The sequence below is a fragment of the Massilia eburnea genome (assembly GCF_009720745.1).
Classification (GTDB): Bacteria; Pseudomonadota; Gammaproteobacteria; order Burkholderiales; family Burkholderiaceae_D; genus Rugamonas; species Rugamonas eburnea.
Genome location: NZ_WNKX01000036.1, coordinates 19,284 through 37,425, shown reverse-complemented (window position 1 = coordinate 37,425; position 18,142 = coordinate 19,284). Strand labels below are relative to the sequence as shown.

The following is an 18,142-nucleotide window of genomic DNA, read 5'->3' as shown; positions in this document are numbered from 1 at the left end:
CGCCGCCGGCGCGCCGCCGGCCAACGCGTTCGACCCGCTAGCCGCCGACATTCGCGAGCTGCGCACCACGCTGGGCAAGGCCGTTGCCGAGCCGGCCGCCGAGCGCGCGCCGAGCCTGCCGTTCGGCGCCGACAAATGGGGCCACGACATCATCAAGAAAACCATCAAGGGCGGCGAAACCTCGATCGTGGTCGGCCTGGCTGCCGCCACGCTGGCGGTCGGCCTGGGCACGCTGTTTGGCGCCGTCTCCGGCTTTTATGGCGGCGTCGTCGACGATTTCTTCAACTGGTTCTATAACGTATTTACCTCGATCCCTTCGATCCTGATGATCCTGACGGTGGCCGCAGTGCTGCAGCAGAAAGGCGTGCTGACCATCGTCCTGATCCTGGGCCTGACCGGCTGGACCGGGCCCTATCGCCTGATCCGCGCCGAATACATCAAGCACAAGGCGCGCGAATACGTATTGGCGGCCGACGCGATTGGCGCATCGGCCTGGAGCAAGATGTTCAGCCACATCTTCCCCAATGTCAGCCACGTGGCCCTGGTGCAGGTGTCGATCCTGGTGGTTGGCTTCATCAAGGCCGAAGTGATCCTGTCCTTCCTCGGCTTCGGCGTGCCGGTCGGGGTGGTGAGCTGGGGCTCGATGCTGAACGAGGCCCAGAATGAACTGATCCTCGGCAAATGGTGGCAGCTGACCGCCGCCGCCAGCGCCATGGCCTTGCTGGTCACCGCCTTCTCCCTGTTCGCCGATGCACTGCGCGACGCCCTCGATCCCAAGGTGAAATGACATGCTGCTCCAGGTCCGCAATTTGCGCATCAGCTTCCGTACCGACAAGAAGAACACTGTCGAAGCGGTAAAGGGCATTTCCTTCGACATTCCGCAGCACCGCACGGTGGCCCTGGTGGGCGAATCGGGCAGCGGCAAATCGGTCAGCTCGCTGGCGGTCATGGGCCTGCTGCCGCCGCAGACCACGGTCATCGACCCGCAAAGCAGCGTGCTGTTCGAGGGCCGCGAAGTGCTGCGCCAATCGGCCGCCGAGCGGCGCGCCATGTGCGGCAAGGAGATAGCGATGATTTTCCAGGAGCCGATGTCTTCGCTGAACCCGGTGTTCACGGTGGGCTTCCAGATCGGCGAAGTGCTGCGCCTGCACATGGGCATGGATGCGCGCAGCGCGCGCGAGCGTACGCTCGAATTGCTGGAGGAAGTGGGCATTCCCGAGCCGGCAAGCAAGATCGACGCCTACCCAAGCCAGATGTCGGGCGGCCAGCAGCAGCGCGTGATGATCGCCATGGCCATCGCCTGCAAGCCCAAACTGCTGATCGCCGACGAGCCGACTACCGCGCTCGACGTCACGATCCAGAAACAGATCATGGAGCTGATTGCCAGCCTGCAGAAAAAGCACCGGATGTCGGTCCTCTTCATCACCCACGACCTGGGCCTGGTGGCGGAAATCGCCGACGAAGTGATCGTCATGCGCCACGGCGAAGTGCGCGAAAGCGGCGACGCGCGCAGCGTGTTCTCCGAACCCAAGGACCAGTACACCCGAGCGTTGCTGCACTGCCGGCCCCGGCTCGGTGCGCGCCCGGTGCGCCTGCCGGTGATCAAGGATTATATGGAAGGGCGCTTTGACGGCAGCGAGCAGCTGCCGCAGCGCAGCCGGGGCTCGTCGCCGGACGACGAGATCGTGCTTGACGTGCGGGGCTTGAAAAAGAGCTTCTGGCTGCGCGAAGGCCTGTTCGGCAAGCGTGAATTCCAGGCAGTCAAAGGCGTCTCTTTCATGCTTGCACGCGGCAAGACGCTGGGCGTGGTGGGCGAGTCGGGCAGCGGCAAGTCCACCGTTGGCCTGACTTTGCTGCGCCTGCACCAGGCCAGCGGCGGCAGCGCCATGTTCGCAGGGCGCGACCTGCTGGCGATGAGCGCCAGGGAATTCCAGCCCTTCAAGCGCCGCATCCAGATCATTTTCCAGAACCCGTATGCTTCGCTCAACCCACGCTTTACTGTCGGCCAGATCCTGCTCGAACCCATGCGCCTGCATCGCATCGGCGCCGACGACGCCGAGCGCACGCGCCTGGCGCTGGCGCTGCTGGAGAGGGTAGGGCTGCCGCAGCAAGCCTATCACCGCTACCCGCACGAATTTTCCGGCGGCCAGCGGCAGCGCATCGCCATCGCCCGCTGCCTGACCATGAAGCCGGAAATCCTGGTCTGCGACGAATCGGTGTCGGCGCTGGACGTGTCGGTGCAGGCGCAGGTGCTCAACCTGCTGCAGGACCTGCAGGACGAATTCGGCCTGTCCTACATCTTCATTTCGCACGACTTGTCGGTGGTGAAGTACATTTCCGACCAGGTGATGGTGATGCACAAGGGGGAAGTGGTGGAAATGGCTGACTCGGATGAGCTGTACCGCAATCCGCAACACCCTTACACCCGCTCGCTGCTGGCAGCCATTCCCAAGGCTGCGTGATCGTGGCAAACTGATCTCCCGTACGCCGCACACCGCGGCGCCCTGACCGGAGCAGGTCTTTGCGTTCGAACAAAGTTGCCTCCATCGCATTACTGGTAAGCGTGGCGCTGACGGCCATCGTCAGCGCCGTGTTGCTGGTGTTCGCCGCTTATTCTTATTCAAACGAGAGCGAAAAGCGCTGGCAGGAGCTGCAGCGCGTGCTGAACGTCAGCGCCGACCAGCTGGCGCTGGGCGTCGCGCTGCCGGCCTGGAACCTGGACGAAAACCAAGTGCTGTCCATCATGCGCGCCAGCATGAACCAGCGCGACCTGCACGCCATCGTCATGTACGCCAGCGGCAGCAAGCGCGCCTTCGTGGTGCAGCGCGGCGCCGGCGACCAGCTGGAGATCGGCCAGCCGCTGCAGACCACGCCCGAGATGCTGGTGGCCCAGCGCCCGATCGTGGTCGACGGAACGACGATCGGCACCATCAAGGTATTCGTCACGCCCACCTACCTGCAGCAGGACTTGCGCGAGCAGCGCCACGACGACATGCTGGCCATCCTCCTGCTGGCCGCGGTGCTGGTGATCAGCGTGTACGGCTTGCTGTGGTTCCTGATCCTGCGCCCGCTGAAGGCGGTCGGCCAGTACGTGACTGGCGACACGCCGCAGAAAGCCTGGTTCTTCGGCGAATTGCGCACCCTCAAGGAATCGATCCACAAGATGTGGGAGCTGCTCGATAGCCGCTACCGTGCCATGCGGGAAAGCGAGGAGCGCCTCAGCGTGGCCACCCGCGCCGCCCGCATCGGCATCTGGGATTGGGATGTGCAGCACGACGAACTGGCGCAAGACGACGAAATCATGCGCCAGTACGGCCTGAAAACAAGGCTGGGCGGCGGCAATTACAAAGCCTGGCTTGAACTGGTGGTGCCGGAAGACCGCGAGCGTGCGCGGACCGAAGTTGCGGCCGCGCTGAAAGGCGAGCGCGACTTCTCGCTGCAATTCCGCATCCGCCGTCCGGACGGCGCGCTGCGCTACCTGCGTTCGATGGCGCGCTCTTTCCGCGACGAGTCGGGCAAGGTGGTGCGCATGGTCGGCGTCAGCATCGACGTCACCGAAGCCACCGAGAGCGAGCAGGAGCTGCGGCGCCACCGCAGCCACCTGGAAGAACTGGTGGCCGAACGCACCGAAGCGCTGTCGGTGGCGGTGGCAGAGGCGAAATCGGCCAGCCGCGCCAAGAGCGTGTTCCTGTCGGCCATGAGCCACGAGTTGCACGCGCCGCTCAATTCGGTGATCGGCTTTTCACGGCTGATGGCGCATTCCGCCACCATGTCGGCGGAAGAGCGGCGCAATATGGCGATCATCCACAGCTCCGGCCAGCAGCTGCTCACTTTAATCAACGACATCCTCGAGCTGTCGCGGATCGAGGCGGGCGAAGTCGGCTTGCACCGCGAGGCGGTGGACGTGGCCCAGTTGCTGCGCGACGTCAGCGATATGGTCGGCGAGCGCGCTGCCAGTGCCGGCGTTGCCCTCAAGCTCGAATGCCTGGCGCCGGCGCGCGCCATGATGCTGGACGGCGCCAAGCTGCGCCATGTCCTGCTCAACCTGACGGCGAATGCCCTGAAGGTTGAACGTGCAGGCAGTGTCACCTTGGCCCTGCGCAGCACGGCGCTACCGGGGGGACGCCACGGACTGTCCTTCTCGGTGCGCCTGGCGCCGGAAGTGATGGCGGAAACCGGCGGCCTGGGGCTGGCGATATCGCGCCAGTACGTGCACCTCATGGGCGGCGAACTGGAAGTCAATGCCAGCCCCGGCCAGGGCACGCAATTTCACTTCACGATCGAGACATCGGAAGCGGTGGCCGGCGAGGTGCCGGCCCACTTGCCGCGCCTCGCGCCGCGCGACCAGGGGCGTCGATTGCTGGTGGTGGACGCCGGCGCCGACAGCCGCCACCTGCTGCGCAGCCTGCTGGCCCCGGCTGGGTTCGACGTGCACGAGGCCTCCGACGGCGCGGAAGCGCTCGACGCCGTTGCCAAGCTACAGCCCGAGCTGGTACTGCTGGACTGGCGCCTGTCCGGACTCGACGGGCTGGAGCTCACGCGCCGCTTGCGGGCCGACCAAAGCCTGGCTCAGCCGCGCGTGGTATTGATGGCTTCCCCAGCCGTCAGCGACGGACGCCAGCAAGGCCTGGCCGCCGGCGCCGACGAGGTGCTGGCCAAGCCCGTGGAGCAGGGCAAGCTGTTCCGGCTGCTGCAACAGCAAATGGGACTGCAATACGTCGAGGGGGTCCTGCCTTAGGCGCGGTTTTGCGCTACCATAGACGAACTATGGCTAACCTAATTACCTTGTTGCAGGAGTATGGTGTCCTGATCGTCTTTGCCGTGGTGCTGGTCGAACAGATGGGGTTGCCAATTCCTGCCTATCCGATCCTGATCGTGGCCGGCGCACTGGCCGTCGACGGCGGCACGCCGTTCCCGGTGGTGCTGGGCATTTCCATGCTGGCCTGCCTGATCAGCGACTATTTCTGGTTCCGCGCCGGACGCCATTTCGGCAAGCGCATCCTCAAATTGCTGTGCAAGATTTCGCTCTCGCCGGATTACTGCGTCAGCCAGACGGAAGACAATTTCCGCAAATGGGGGCCGAAATCGATGGTGGTGGCCAAGTTCATCCCCGGCTTCAACACGATCGCCCCGCCAATGGCCGGTGCGCTCGGAACCACGGTGCCGACCTTCCTCGGCTTCAGCCTGGCGGGCGGTCTGCTGTGGAGCGCAACCGGACTGACGATCGGCGCCTATTTCCACGCCGATGTCGACAAGGTGCTGGACGTACTGTCCACCATGGGCTCGACTGCGCTGTCGGTACTGGTGATCCTCCTGGCCCTGTTCGTGCTGGCCAAATTCATCGAACGCCGCCGCTTCCAGAAAGCGATGCAGACTGAGCGCATCAGCGTCGAAGAGCTGAAAGAGCTGCTCGACGGCGGCCATGACCCGGTAATGATCGACGCCCGCAGCGCCACCGCCCAGATGCTCGACCCACCGGTGCCGGGCGCCCTGCTGGTTGGCTCCAGCGACCCGCTGTCGGTCATCAAATCGCTGCCGAAAGACCGCCACATCATCGTCTACTGCAGCTGCCCGAACGACGTCACCGCCGCCAAGGTAGCCAAACAGCTGCACTCCCACGGCTACAAGCGCGCCAAGCCCCTGCACGGCGGCCTGGACGCCTGGAACACCGCCTTCCGCAGCGAAAGCGAATCCGCCGTCATCGCCGAAACCACCCCTGACAGCCTCACTCCCGCCGACTCCCGTCATTAAAGTCGGGGTCAGCTCTGGCAATCGGACATTTGTGTCGGGCGTGCGCGCGCGCCCGACACAAATGTCCGATTGCCAGAGCTGACCCCGACTTTTTTTTGCGCAAGCATGAGTAGTCATACTACCGTCAAGATATCCCGCAATGTAGTATTTGAAGCAGCTTTTAGCTGTTCTTGTACCCAAACTACAAAGAAATCCTTGCGTGCCGGCTAACATATCCCTTAGCATTAGGGCTCAACTTAACCGCTTGTGCCCATGACTGCCCAGACCCACTCCGCATCGATCGCCGCCTATCCAAGCCCGCGCCTGCTGGCCGATGTGGGTGGTACTAATGCGCGGTTTGCGCTGGAATTGGCGCCGGGGAAAATTGAGTGCATCCATGTCCTGGCGGGTGCGGCCTATGCGACCCTGGCGGATGCGCTGAAGGCTTACCTGGTGTTGCCGGATGTGGCGGCTGCTGCCGGCCTGGGCGTTCGCCACGGTGCGATCGCGATTGCAAATCCGGTCAATGGCGATTACGTCAAGATGACCAACCATCATTGGGAATTTTCGATCGAGGCGCTGCGCCTGGAAGTCGGCTTCGAGGTGCTGGTGGTGGCAAATGATTTCACTGCGCTGGCGCGCTCGCTGCCTTTGCTCGCCGAAGGCCAGAAGCGCCAGGTTGGCGGCGGTACCGCGCAAGAGGGGGCTCCGCTGGGCTTAATCGGCGCCGGCACTGGCCTCGGTGTGTCGGGACTGATTCCGTCGGCTTCGGGCTGGACTGCGCTGCTGAGTGAAGGCGGTCACGTGACCTTCCCGCCAATGAATCCGGAAGAAGTGGCGATCCTGCAGTATGCCTGGACCGAATTCCCGCACGTGTCGGCGGAGCGGCTGCTGTCCGGCGTGGGCATCGAACTGATTTACCGCGCCCTGGTAGCCCAGTGCGGCCATGCGGAGCCGGTACTCACTGCGCCGGAAATCGCGCGCCGTGCGCTGACCGGCGAGTGTCCGCTGTGCGACGATGTCATCGAGCATTTCTGCACCATGCTTGGCACGATCGCCGGCAACCTGGGCGTGACGCTGGGGGCAACGGGCGGTATCTATATTGGCGGCGGCATCGTGCCGCGCCTGGGCGAGCGCTTTGACCGGTCGGGCTTCCGTGCCCGTTTCGAGGAGAAGGGCCGCTTCCATCATTACCTGGCTGCGATCCCGACTTACGTGATCACGGCCGAGTACCCGGCCTTTGTTGGCGTTTCGGCAATCCTGGCCGAGCGGCTGGCTGCTTGAGCTAAAAAACACTTCTCGCCAGCTTTATCAGGTACAATTGTCTTAGTTGGATGAAGCGGCGCCTGTCGCCCGCCTTGTTTTCGCCCTGAAAACGCTCTCCACCTGAGACTCTCGCCCCGGCGCGTAGCGGTCCGGCGCCTTCTTACATAGTTTCACAACCAAATGTAGTGTATGGATAATGCAGAGGCTAAGAAAGTCCTCGAAGCTGCGCTGCTATGCGCCCGTGAACCTTTATCGATCCACAGCCTGAAAAAGCTGTACGTCGAAACCGACGACCAAGGTAATCCGCTCGGCGTCGGCGTTGGCGCTGATACGATCAAGGAATTGTTGGAAGAATTGCGCCAGGATTGGCAAGGGCGCGGCATTGAGGTGGTCAGCCTGTCGAGCGGCTGGCGCTTCCAGAGCCGGCCTGAAATGAAGATGTACCTGGATCGCCTGAATCCGGAAAAACCGCAGAAGTATTCGCGCGCCACGCTGGAAACGCTGGCGATCATCGCGTACCGCCAACCGGTAACCCGGGGCGATATCGAGGAAATCCGCGGCGTCGCGGTGAACTCGCAGACGATCAAGATGCTGGAAGACCGCGGCTGGGTCGACACTGTCGGCTACCGTGATGTACTGGGCCGCCCGGCCTTGCTGGGCACCACCAAGCAGTTCCTGGACGACCTGGGGCTGGAATCGCTGTCGCAACTGCCGCCGCTGCAGGAGATCAGTGATACGCAAAATGAAAATCCGCTGGAAGTGCTGGAAGCCCGTCTGACGGAGAACTTCGAGAAGGCGGCACAGGAAGCACACGCAGCAGAAGAAGAGAAAGAGGCGACGCCGGACGAGGCGCCGTCGGTAACAGACGACCCGGCGCCCGAAAACGTCGAGCCCTTAGCAGAAACGAATAATGAACAAGCCTGATAACACCACCGAGACCGGCGCTCTCGTAGTCGACGCAGCTCCTGCGAAGCCAAAACGCCGTACCAAAGCCCAGATTGAGGCTGATAATGCTGCGGCAATCGCGGCTGGCGAAACGCCTAAGCCCAAGCGGCGTACCAAGCCTGCAGCTGCTGCCGAAGCCGGCGAGCAGCCTGCGGCAAGCGCCGAAGCCGCTCCAGTGAAGAAGCCGCGCGCCAAGAAGGCGGTAGCGGCGCAAGCTGCTCCGGCTGCGGAGGCTGCACCGGTTGCGGCCGCAGCGCCTGCAGATTCGGCGCACGCTGGCGAGGGTGGCGACGAAGGCCAGGGTAAGGATCGCGGCCGTGCGCCGCGCGGCCCGCGCCAGATGCGCGAACAGCGCGCATTGCGCCAGGCTGAAAAGGCGGCTGTCGCTGCAGCCGTTGCCGCAGATTCGTCCGGTGCGCCGGCCGAGGGTGCGGCTGCGGGCGCGGCGCCGGCTGGTGCTGACGGTGATGAGGGCGCGAGCCCGTGGCCATCGGCCGTACCGGCTGAAAAGCGCCACGACAAGCACGGCAAGCACAAAGGCAAGAAGGGCAAGCACGGCAAGCAGGCGCATGGTGAAGGCCAGGGCGCGCAAGCCGGTGAGGGCAGCCAAGGCCAGGGCCAGGGCGGCAAAGGCGGCCAGGGCAAGCAGCGCGTGCACGGCGCCTTCGGCAACAAGATGAAGGCCAAGGACAAGTCGTCCGAAGCTGATGCAGTGTTCTCCTTCGTGACCTCGGACGCGTTCGACCGCGACGAGGGTGGTTCCGGCAAGCCGGCCAAGGCGCGCCGCGACCTGACAGCGGAAGACGATGCACCGAAGCTGCACAAGGTGCTGGCGGAAGCGGGCATGGGCTCGCGCCGCGACATGGAAGAACTGATCATCGCCGGCCGCGTGTCGGTGAATGGCGAGCCGGCCCACATCGGCCAGCGCATCCTGCCGACCGATGCCGTGCGTATCAACGGCAAGCTGGTTCAGCGCAAAGTGTCCAAGAAGCCGCCGCGCGTGCTGGTCTACCACAAGCCGGCTGGTGAAATCGTGTCGCACGACGACCCGGATGGCCGGCCATCGGTATTCGACCGCCTGCCGGTCATGAAGACCGGCAAATGGCTGGCCGTGGGCCGCCTGGACTTCAATACCGAAGGCCTGCTGCTGTTCACCACTTCCGGCGACCTGGCCAACCGCCTGATGCACCCGCGTTACAACATCGACCGCGAATATGCGGTGCGTACGCTGGGTGAGCTGGAGGAAGGCATGCGCCAGAAACTGCTGGCCGGCGTTGAGCTGGAAGACGGCATGGCGCAGTTCACCAAGATCGCCGATGGCGGCGGTGAAGGCGTCAACAAGTGGTACCGCGTGGTAATCGGCGAGGGCCGTAACCGTGAGGTGCGCCGCATGTTCGAAGCGATCGGCCTGACCGTGTCGCGCCTGATCCGTACCCGTTACGGTGCGCTGACCCTGCCTTCGAACCTGAAGCGCGGCCGTTGGGAAGAGATGGAAGAGAACACCGTGCGCGACCTGCTGTCGGCGGTGGGCTTCAAGAAAGAGGCTGGTGCTGGTGCCGGCGAGGGTAAGAAGCCGCAGGGCGGCCAAGGGCAGGGCCAGGGCAAGCGTGAGCGCGAGCCGAATGGCAACCGTATGGATGTGAGCAACAAGAATGCTGATCCGTTCCCGCAGGCGCCGCGCGGCGGCGGCCGGAACCAGGGGCAGGGAGCGTTCTTTGGTGCGCCGCGTCATGGCGGCGGCGGTGGCGGTTTTACCGGTTTCGGTGACCAGCAGCCGGGTGGCCACGGACGTGGCGCCGGCGGCGGTGCGGGTGCCGGTGGCAAAGGCAAGGGTAAAGGCAAGGGGCAGGGTGGCGGTCCACGCCAGCCGGATCCGCTGATGACGACCTTTGGCTTCGCTGGCCAGGGGCATGGTCATGGCCAGGGCCAGCAGCGCCGTGGTGGTCACCAGCCGCGCGGCGGCGCGTCCGATCACGGCATGCCGCGCCGCCGTAAAGGCTAAACCCGGTAAACCTGGGTCCGACCCAAGGGTCAGACCCTGTCAGTGCTGTCTGTAGTGGTGGGGTCTGACCCTTGGGTCTGACCCGGATTTGCCGGGTTAAGGTGTTGGTTTTTGAGCACCTTGCTATTGTTACACCCCAGTCCGATGTGGTATGTGGCATTGCAGCGAAGTCAATAAGGCGCTATAATGAGCAGCCTAGTTAAAGTTCTTCGCAGTTTATTTTGCTGAGAGTGCTTTCATCTGGCTGCAGTAACGAAAGATGGGCAGTTGCCCATTTTTTTTTGGTTGAATCGTTTTAAGTATCTGGAGATTTTCTTTGCAACTGCCTGAATTGATTGAAAAAACCGTCGCTGGCCTCGGCTACGACCTGGTCGATTTCGAACGGGCCGAACGCGGACTGCTGCGTGTTTATATCGACTTCACGGCGGAAGATGCAGAAGAGAAAGGCCCGATCACGGTTGAAGACTGCGCCACGGTGAGCCATCAGCTGTCGCACGTGCTGACGGTCGAGAACGTTCCTTACGAACGCCTCGAAATTTCGTCGCCCGGCCTGGACCGTCCGCTGCGCAAGTTCAGCGACTTCGTCCGCTTTGCCGGCAGCGAAGCCATCGTCAAGCTGCGCATGGCCATTCCAGGCACTGCGAACCGCAAGTCCTACCAGGGCATCCTGACGGAGCCTGAGGGCGATCAACTGGGTATTGAATTTGAAGGTAAAGAAGGTCCGGCGGTGCTGAATTTCACGCTCGCGGACATTGATAAGGCACGCTTGGTGCCGCAGGTGAATTTTGGGAGCCGCAAAGCATGAGTCGCGAAGTATTGTTATTGGTTGATGCGCTGGCGCGCGAAAAGAACGTCGACAAGGAAGTCGTGTTCGGCGCGCTTGAATTCGCACTGGCGCAAGCCACGAAGAAGCGCTATGAAGGCGAAGTGGATATTCGCGTTTCGATCGACCGTGAAAGCGGCGAGTTCGAGTCCTTCCGCCGTTGGCACGTGGTGCCTGACGAGGCGGGCCTGCAGCTGCCTGACCAGGAAGTGCTGCTGTTCGAAGCGAAAGAACAGATCCCAGACATCGAAGTCGATGAATACATCGAAGAGCCGATCGAATCCGTGGAATTCGGCCGCCGCTTCGCCCAGGACACCAAGCAAGTGGTCCTGCAGCGCGTGCGCGATGCTGAACGCGAGCAGATCCTGCAAGACTTCCTGGAGCGCGGCGACGCGCTGGTGACCGGCACCATCAAGCGTATGGAACGCGGCGACGCGATCGTCGAATCCGGCAAGATCGAAGCCCGCCTGCCGCGCGACCAGATGATCCCGAAAGAGAATCTGCGTATCGGCGACCGTGTACGTGCTTACATCCTGCGCGTTGACCGCAATATGCGCGGCCCGCAAGTGATCCTGTCGCGCACCGCGCCAGAGTTCATCATGAAGCTGTTCGAACTGGAAGTGCCAGAGATCGAACAAGGCATGCTGGAGATCAAATCCGCTGCACGCGACGCTGGTGTTCGCGCCAAGATCGCGGTGCACACCAACGACAAGCGCATCGACCCGATCGGTACCTGCGTCGGCATGCGCGGTTCGCGCGTGCAGGCCGTGACCGGTGAGCTGGGCGGCGAGCGCGTGGACATCGTGCTGTGGTCGGAAGATCCGGCGCAATTCGTGATCGGCGCGCTGGCACCTGCCAACGTGTCCTCGATCATGGTTGACGAAGACAAGCATGCGATGGACGTGGTGGTTGACGAAGAAAACCTGGCAATCGCCATCGGCCGCTCCGGCCAGAACGTGCGCCTGGCTTCCGAGCTGACCGGCTGGAAGATCAACATCATGACCGCGGAAGAATCGGCCGACAAGCTGGCCGCCGAGACCGCAGCCGTGCGCGCACTGTTCATGGAAAAACTGGATGTGGACCAGGAAGTGGCCGACATCCTCGTGGACGAAGGCTTCAGCAGCCTGGAAGAAATCGCTTACGTGCCGATCTCCGAGATGCTGGACATCGAAGCGTTCGACGAAGACACCGTCAACGAGCTGCGCACCCGTGCCCGCGACGCCCTGGTGACCGAGGCGATCGCTTCGGAAGAGGGCCTGGAAGGCATGGAAGAAGCGCTGGTTGGCCTGGAAGGCATGGACCGCGTCACCGCGGGCAAGCTGGGCCTCGCTGGCATCAAGACCCTGGCGCAATTCGCCGGTCTGGCCTACGACGAGTTCGGCGCAATCCTGGCCCTGTCGAGCGACCGCGCACGTGAACTGATTTCGAATGAGTTTGAGAATGTGACCGACGATGAAATGAAGCTGGTCGACGGTAAGTACGATGATCGCGCCAAGGCCCTGCAAGCCAAGGCCTGGGCATCGTCCGAAGCCGCAAAGGCCTAAGAAGTAGCAGCAGCTTTAATTATCATCGAGACACATAGAAAAGAGGACTGAATGGCGAGTAACAACGTAGCCCAATTTGCCACCGAACTGAAGATGCCTGCAGATTTGCTGCTGTCGCAGCTGCGTTCTGCTGGCGTCGACAAGAGTTCGGCGTCAGATCCATTGTCAAAAGATGATAAGGACAAGCTGCTTGAACACCTGCGCCGTACCCACGGCGCAGGCGCCGAGCCGGGCGAAAAGAAAAAGATCACCCTGACTCGTAAAGAGACCACGGAGATCAAGCAGGCTGACGCCTCCGGCAAAGCCCGCACCATCCAGGTCGAAGTGCGCAAGAAGCGCACCTTCGTCCAGCGCGACGACGTGGTGACCACCACCGCCGCCGCCAAGCCGGCTGCGCCGGTGATCGACGCTGCCGAACAGGCGCGCCGTGAAGAAGAAGCACGCCGCCAGGCTGAGCTGATTGCTCGCCAGGAAGCGGAGCTGAAAGAGAAACAGGAACGCCTGGCCAAGCTGGACGAGGAAAAGGCTGCCCAAGCCAAAGCCGCCGAAGAGGAAGCCAAGCGCGTAGCGGAAGAACAGGCCAAGAAAGCCGCCGCCGATAAGGCCGCCGCTGAAAAGGCTGCTGCCGCTGCAGCTGCCGGCGCCGCGCAGAAAGCTGCTGCCGAAGAAGAAGAGAAGAAGCGCCTGGCCGATGCCGAAGAATCCAAGCGCAAGCACGAAATCGCCGCCAAGGAAGCCGCCGAGCGCGCCGAAGCGACCGAACGTGCCCGTAAAGCCGTGGCAGATGAAGTGGCCCAGATCAAGCTGATGATGAGCCAGCCGCGCCGCGTGATGAAGGCGCCTGAGCCGGCGCCTGCCGCCGCTGCCGCCAAGCCGAAAGTCGCAGAAGGCACCCTGCACAAGCCAGCCGACAAGAAGCCTGCGACCACCGCAGCCGCTCCTGCCGGCGACAAGAAAGACGCCAAGCCAGGCGACAAGAAATCCATCAAGTCGGCCAATGTGGCTTCGACCTGGCAGGATGAAAAGCGCCGTGGCGCCCCAGGTGGCGGCGCAGGCAAGGGCCGTGGTGGCGCCGGCGCCAACGCTGGCGGCGGCCGTGACGGCTGGCGCGCGGGCGGCAAAGGCGGCCGCCGTGGTGGCCATAACGAAGAACGTGAATCGAACTTCCAGCAGCCGACCGAAGCGATCATCCATGACGTGCACGTGCCGGAAACCATCACCGTGGCCGAACTGGCGCACAAGATGGCCGTCAAGGCATCCGAGGTCATCAAGCAGCTGATGAAGCTGGGCCAGATGTGCACCATCAACCAGGTGCTGGACCAGGAAACCGCGATGATCGTGGTGGAAGAGATGGGCCACAAGGCCTTCGCCGCCGCCGTCGACGATCCGGAAGCGCTGCTGGCCGACCAGGGCGAACACGCCGAGTACGAAGCAACCCCGCGTGCACCTGTGGTGACCGTGATGGGCCACGTCGACCACGGTAAAACTTCCCTGCTGGACTACATCCGCCGCGCGAAAGTCGCGTCGGGCGAAGCCGGCGGCATTACCCAGCACATTGGTGCCTACCACGTGGAAACCCCGCGCGGCATCATCACCTTCCTGGATACTCCAGGTCACGAGGCCTTCACGGCCATGCGTGCCCGCGGTGCGAAAGCAACCGACATCGTCATCCTGGTGGTGGCGGCCGACGACGGCGTGATGCCGCAGACGAAGGAAGCTATCGCCCACGCGAAAGCTGCCGGCGTGCCGCTGGTGGTGGCGATCAACAAGATCGACAAACCGGGTGGCAACGTTGACCGCGTGACCCAGGAACTGGTGGCCGAGCAAGTGGTGCCGGAAGAATACGGTGGCGATTCGCCGTTCGTGCCGGTATCCGCGAAGACCGGCCAGGGCATCGACGACCTGCTGGAGCAAGTGCTGCTGCAAGCCGAAGTGCTGGAACTGAAAGCGCCGGTCGAAGCGCCTGCGCGCGGCCTGGTGGTGGAAGCCCGCCTGGACAAGGGTCGTGGTCCTGTGGCCACCATCCTGGTGCAGTCCGGTACCCTGCGCCGCGGCGACGTGGTGCTGGCTGGTTCGTCCTTCGGCCGCGTTCGTGCGATGCTGGACGAAAACGGCAAATCGATCGCCGAAGCCGGTCCTTCGATCCCGGTGGAGATCCAGGGCCTGACCGAAGTGCCTGCTGCCGGTGAAGAAGCCATGGTCATGGCGGACGAGCGTAAAGCGCGTGAGATCGGCCTGTTCCGTCAAGGTAAGTTCCGCGACGTGAAACTGGCGAAGCAGCAAGCCGCGAAGCTGGAAAACATGTTCGACCAGATGGCCGAAGGCGAAGTGAAGAACCTGCCTCTGATCATCAAGACCGACGTGCAGGGTTCGCAGGAAGCGCTGGTTGGCTCGCTGCAGAAGCTGTCGACCTCCGAAGTGCGCGTACAGATCGTGCACGCAGCGGTGGGCGGCATCTCGGAATCGGACGTCAACCTGGCGACCGCTTCCAAGGCAGTCATCATCGGCTTCAACGCCCGTGCCGACGCACAGGCGCGCAAGCTGGCCGAGACCAACGGCGTCGACATCCGCTACTACAACATCATTTACGATGCGATCGAAGAGGTCAAAGCGGCGCTGTCGGGCATGCTGGCGCCGGAGAAGCGCGAACACGTTACCGGCCAGGTCGAGATTCGCCAGGTCATCCACGTTTCCAAGGTCGGCGCGATTGCGGGCTGCCTGGTTACCGATGGTGTGGTCAAGCGTTCGTCGTCCGTCCGCCTGCTGCGCAACAACATCGTGGTGTGGACTGGCGAGATCGACTCGCTCAAGCGCTTCAAGGACGATGCGAAGGAAGTTCGCGCCGGCCTGGAGTGCGGTCTGAACCTGAAGGGCTACAACGACATCGAAGTGGGCGACCAGCTCGAAGTGTTCGAAGTGCAGGAGATCGCCCGTACCCTGTAACAGCAGGACGGCGCGATACACGGCGGGTGCTTCCCGCCTCGCGAGAGCGGGGCAGGGCACCCGCTTAGTTTTTATTGTCGGCGCGCAGCGCGCCGACGCATGAAAGTTGACCATCATGGCAAAACACAGCAAATCCATCCCCCAGCGCGGCCTGCGCGTGGCGGATCAAATCCAGAAAGACCTGTCCGAGCTGATCGCCTTTGAAGTGAAGGACCCGCGCGTCGGCATGATCACCCTGTCCGAAGTGCAGCTCACTCCCGACTACGCCCACGCCAAAGTGTTCTTCACCACCCTGAAGGACGACCCGGAGTCGATCAAGAATACCCTGGCCGGCCTGGCCGCCGCCGCCGGCTACCTGCGCAACCAGCTGGGCAAGCGCCTGCACATCCACACGCTGCCGCAGCTGCACTTCCTGCACGACATGTCCGCCTCGCGCGGCATGGCGATGTCGGCGCTGATCGACAAGGCCAACGCCACCCGCGCCGCCGACTTCGACGAAAACAGCGAAGAAGAATGACCGAAGCACGTGTAAAGCGCGTGCGCGATGCCGTTGACGGCGTGCTCTTGCTCGACAAGCCGGTTGGCCTGTCCAGCAACGACGCCCTGATCAAGGCCAAGCGCTTCATGAACGCGAAAAAAGCCGGCCATACCGGCACGCTCGACCCGTTCGCCACCGGCCTGCTGCCGCTGTGCTTCGGCGAAGCGACCAAGTTCTCGCAAGACCTGCTGGAAGCCGACAAGACCTACCTGGCCACCGTGCACCTGGGCGTGCGCACCGACACCGGCGACACCGAAGGCCAGGTGCTGGAAACGCGCGACGTCACCTGCACCCAGGCCGAAATCGAAGCCGTGATGGCCCGCTTCCGCGGCCCGATCAAGCAAGTGCCGCCGATGTATTCGGCCCTCAAGCGCGACGGCAAGCCGCTGTACGAGTACGCCCGCGAAGGCATCACGCTGGAACGCGAAGCGCGCGACGTGGTGATCCACAAGCTGGAACTGGTCTCGTGGGAAGCGCCATTCCTCAAGATCGAGGTCACCTGCAGCAAAGGCACTTACATCCGCGTGCTGGGCGAAGACATCGGCGCAGCGCTCGGCTGCGGCGCCCACCTGAAGGCCCTGCGCCGCACGCAAGTCGGCGCACTGACGACCGACAGGATGGTCACGCTGGAAGAGCTGGCCGCCCACGCCGCCCCGCGCGAGCTGCTGGCGCCAGTGGATGCGCTGCTGTCGTCGTTCCCGCGCATCGTGCTGAACGCCGACCTGGCAAAACGCTTCCTGCACGGCCAGCGCCTGCCGCTGGGCAAAGAGCCGTCGATTGCAGTGCCAACGCCATATGAAGGCCGCGTTCGCATCTACGCCGACGACGGCCGCCTGCTCGGCACCGGCATCTTTGGCGAATACGCCATCCTTGCGCCTGAAAGACTGATCGCTGCACCCCAAAATTAATAAAAACCGGAGACGCCATGGCCATTGCCCGCAACGGCATCCTGCCCCTGATTCTCACTTTCTGCTGCGCTCCGGCCATGGCGCAGCTGGCGCCGGAAACGGCGCTGCAAGTCGATGCAATAGCCAACAAGGTCTTGGCCGATACCGGCGAAGCCAGCCTTTCGATCGCCATCGTCAAGGACGGCAAGCTGGCCTATGCACAGGCTTACGGCGCGGCGCGGCTTGAGCCGCGCATTGCCGCCACGCCGTCCATGCGCTACAAGATCGGATCCAACAGCAAGCAATTCCTGGCCGTTGCGGCGCTCAAGCTGGCCGAAGAAGGAAAGCTGTCGCTGGACGACAAGGTGGCGCGCTTCTTCCCGCAACTGACGCAAGCGCGCGACATCACGCTGCGCCAGCTGCTGTCGCACACTGCCGGCTACAGCGACTATTACGCGATCGACTACATCTCGCCAACCTTGGCCAAGCCCACCACGCCGGACGCCATCATCGCCCATTGGGGCCGGCAGCCGCTGGACTTTGCACCCGGCCAGCGCTGGGAATACAGCAACACGAACTACGTGATCGCCGGCCGCATGCTGGAAAAAGCGTCCGGAGAAACCCTGGAAGCGCTGATCCGCAGCCGCATCACGGACAAGCTGGGCATGCGCACCGCGATCGACCTGAACACGAGCGGCTGGGGCGCGACTGAAGTGACAGGCTATGGGCGTCATGCGCTGGGCCCCCTGCGGCCAGCGCCAGCGGAAGGGCGCAACTGGGTCTGGGGCGCGGGTCACCTGGCCATGTCTGCGAGCGACCTGGCGCGCTGGGACATCGCCCTGATGGATGGCGCCCTGCTCAAGCCTGCATCGCGCACGGCGCTGGTGACGGAAGCACGCCTGCCAAATGGCCAGGGCACCGGTTATGCGCTGGGCCTGCAGGTCGACCGTACGCCAGACGGGCGCGAACGCTGGCAGCACAGCGGCGGCATGTCCGGTTTCATTTCACATAACGCCATGTATCCGGCGGACGGCATGGCGCTCGTCGTGCTTAGCAACGGCCCCGGACCGGCGACCGCTGCGGCGACGGCGCAGCTGGAAAAGCTGATGCTCGAGTTGCCCAAGCGTTCTACTGCGCCAGCCGCACAGGATGCCGCGGCTGACGCCAGCCTGGCCAGGGTGCGCACGCTGTTCGCCCAGCTACAGGCTGGCCATCCGGACCGCAGTGTGATGACGGCCGGACTGCAGGCCTATTTCACGGACGCTGTCGTGGCGGATTTCGCGGCCTCGCTGGCGCCGCTGGGCGATGTTTCCGACATCCAGGCCGCCTTCACCGAGGAGCGTGGCGGGATGGTGTACCGGGGCTACCGTGTCGTGGCAGCCGGCCGCAAGCTGAGAATCTCCACCTATTTCACGAAGGACGGGCTGCTCGACCAGTACCTCGTTTTTGCACGTTGATGGCCGC

General features: G+C 63.5%; 13 protein-coding genes. All 13 read left to right on the top strand.

The genetic code is table 11. The features are described from left to right. Positions 1-787: ABC transporter permease (locus GM658_RS26740; RefSeq protein ID WP_155457161.1), on the top strand; the 787-nt coding region annotated here is incomplete at its 5' end. 1 nt (position 788) lies between these two features. Further along, the gene (locus GM658_RS26735; RefSeq protein ID WP_155457160.1) at positions 789-2,462 is read left to right on the top strand and encodes an ABC transporter ATP-binding protein; all 1,674 of its coding nucleotides are present in this window, start codon (positions 789-791) and stop codon (positions 2,460-2,462) included. 59 nt (positions 2,463-2,521) lie between these two features. After that, positions 2,522-4,738 (top strand): ATP-binding response regulator, encoded by a 2,217-nt coding sequence (locus GM658_RS26730; protein WP_155457159.1) that lies wholly within the window; start codon positions 2,522-2,524, stop codon positions 4,736-4,738. Positions 4,739-4,767: 29 nt separating this feature from the next. Further along, on the top strand, positions 4,768-5,751 hold the full coding sequence (locus tag GM658_RS26725; protein WP_155457158.1) for a VTT domain-containing protein: 984 nt from the start codon (positions 4,768-4,770) through the stop codon (positions 5,749-5,751). A gap of 252 nt (positions 5,752-6,003) precedes the next feature. Next, positions 6,004-7,014 (top strand): glucokinase, encoded by a 1,011-nt coding sequence (locus GM658_RS26720; protein ID WP_155457157.1) that lies wholly within the window; start codon positions 6,004-6,006, stop codon positions 7,012-7,014. A 171-nt stretch (positions 7,015-7,185) separates the two neighbouring features. Continuing rightward, positions 7,186-7,920: an SMC-Scp complex subunit ScpB gene (gene scpB, locus GM658_RS26715; protein ID WP_155457156.1), complete on the top strand. Its 735-nt coding sequence runs from the start codon at positions 7,186-7,188 to the stop codon at positions 7,918-7,920. After that, on the top strand, positions 7,907-9,943 hold the full coding sequence (gene rluB / locus GM658_RS26710; RefSeq protein ID WP_155457155.1) for a 23S rRNA pseudouridine(2605) synthase RluB: 2,037 nt from the start codon (positions 7,907-7,909) through the stop codon (positions 9,941-9,943). Before scpB ends, rluB begins: the two co-directional genes overlap by 14 nt. Before the next feature lie 316 nt (positions 9,944-10,259). Beyond that, entirely contained in the window at positions 10,260-10,748 is a 489-nt protein-coding gene (gene rimP / locus GM658_RS26705) for a ribosome maturation factor RimP (protein WP_130315189.1), read from the top strand. Next, positions 10,745-12,310 (top strand): transcription termination factor NusA, encoded by a 1,566-nt coding sequence (gene nusA / locus GM658_RS26700; RefSeq protein ID WP_155457154.1) that lies wholly within the window; start codon positions 10,745-10,747, stop codon positions 12,308-12,310. The genes rimP and nusA overlap by 4 nt, the downstream gene beginning before the upstream one ends. Positions 12,311-12,361: 51 nt before the next feature. Beyond that, a complete protein-coding gene (gene infB, locus GM658_RS26695) occupies positions 12,362-15,253 on the top strand; it encodes a translation initiation factor IF-2 (protein ID WP_155457153.1) in 2,892 nt (963 codons plus the stop codon). Positions 15,254-15,368: 115 nt separating this feature from the next. Beyond that, positions 15,369-15,770 carry a 30S ribosome-binding factor RbfA gene (rbfA, locus tag GM658_RS26690; protein ID WP_155457152.1) on the top strand — a complete coding sequence of 134 codons (402 nt, stop codon included), beginning with the start codon at positions 15,369-15,371 and terminating at the stop codon, positions 15,768-15,770. Beyond that, complete coding sequence (gene truB / locus GM658_RS26685) at positions 15,767-16,699, top strand: tRNA pseudouridine(55) synthase TruB (protein ID WP_155457151.1); 933 nt, start codon at positions 15,767-15,769, stop codon at positions 16,697-16,699. Before rbfA ends, truB begins: the two co-directional genes overlap by 4 nt. 17 nt (positions 16,700-16,716) lie before the next feature. Then, positions 16,717-18,135 (top strand): serine hydrolase domain-containing protein, encoded by a 1,419-nt coding sequence (locus GM658_RS26680; protein ID WP_155457150.1) that lies wholly within the window; start codon positions 16,717-16,719, stop codon positions 18,133-18,135. Positions 18,136-18,142: the final 7 nt, after the last annotated feature.

What these genes read in the sequence shown, in the direction of transcription:
- GM658_RS26735 (WP_155457160.1), top strand. Translation starts at nt 789, where the DNA reads ATGCTGCTCCAGGTCCGCAATTTGCGCATCAGCTTCCGTACCGACAAG.
- GM658_RS26725 (WP_155457158.1), top strand. Translation starts at nt 4,768, where the DNA reads ATGGCTAACCTAATTACCTTGTTGCAGGAGTATGGTGTCCTGATCGTC.
- GM658_RS26720 (WP_155457157.1), top strand. Translation starts at nt 6,004, where the DNA reads ATGACTGCCCAGACCCACTCCGCATCGATCGCCGCCTATCCAAGCCCG.
- scpB (WP_155457156.1), top strand. Translation starts at nt 7,186, where the DNA reads ATGGATAATGCAGAGGCTAAGAAAGTCCTCGAAGCTGCGCTGCTATGC.
- rluB (WP_155457155.1), top strand. Translation starts at nt 7,907, where the DNA reads ATGAACAAGCCTGATAACACCACCGAGACCGGCGCTCTCGTAGTCGAC.
- nusA (WP_155457154.1), top strand. Translation starts at nt 10,745, where the DNA reads ATGAGTCGCGAAGTATTGTTATTGGTTGATGCGCTGGCGCGCGAAAAG.
- infB (WP_155457153.1), top strand. Translation starts at nt 12,362, where the DNA reads ATGGCGAGTAACAACGTAGCCCAATTTGCCACCGAACTGAAGATGCCT.
- rbfA (WP_155457152.1), top strand. Translation starts at nt 15,369, where the DNA reads ATGGCAAAACACAGCAAATCCATCCCCCAGCGCGGCCTGCGCGTGGCG.
- truB (WP_155457151.1), top strand. Translation starts at nt 15,767, where the DNA reads ATGACCGAAGCACGTGTAAAGCGCGTGCGCGATGCCGTTGACGGCGTG.
- GM658_RS26680 (WP_155457150.1), top strand. Translation starts at nt 16,717, where the DNA reads ATGGCCATTGCCCGCAACGGCATCCTGCCCCTGATTCTCACTTTCTGC.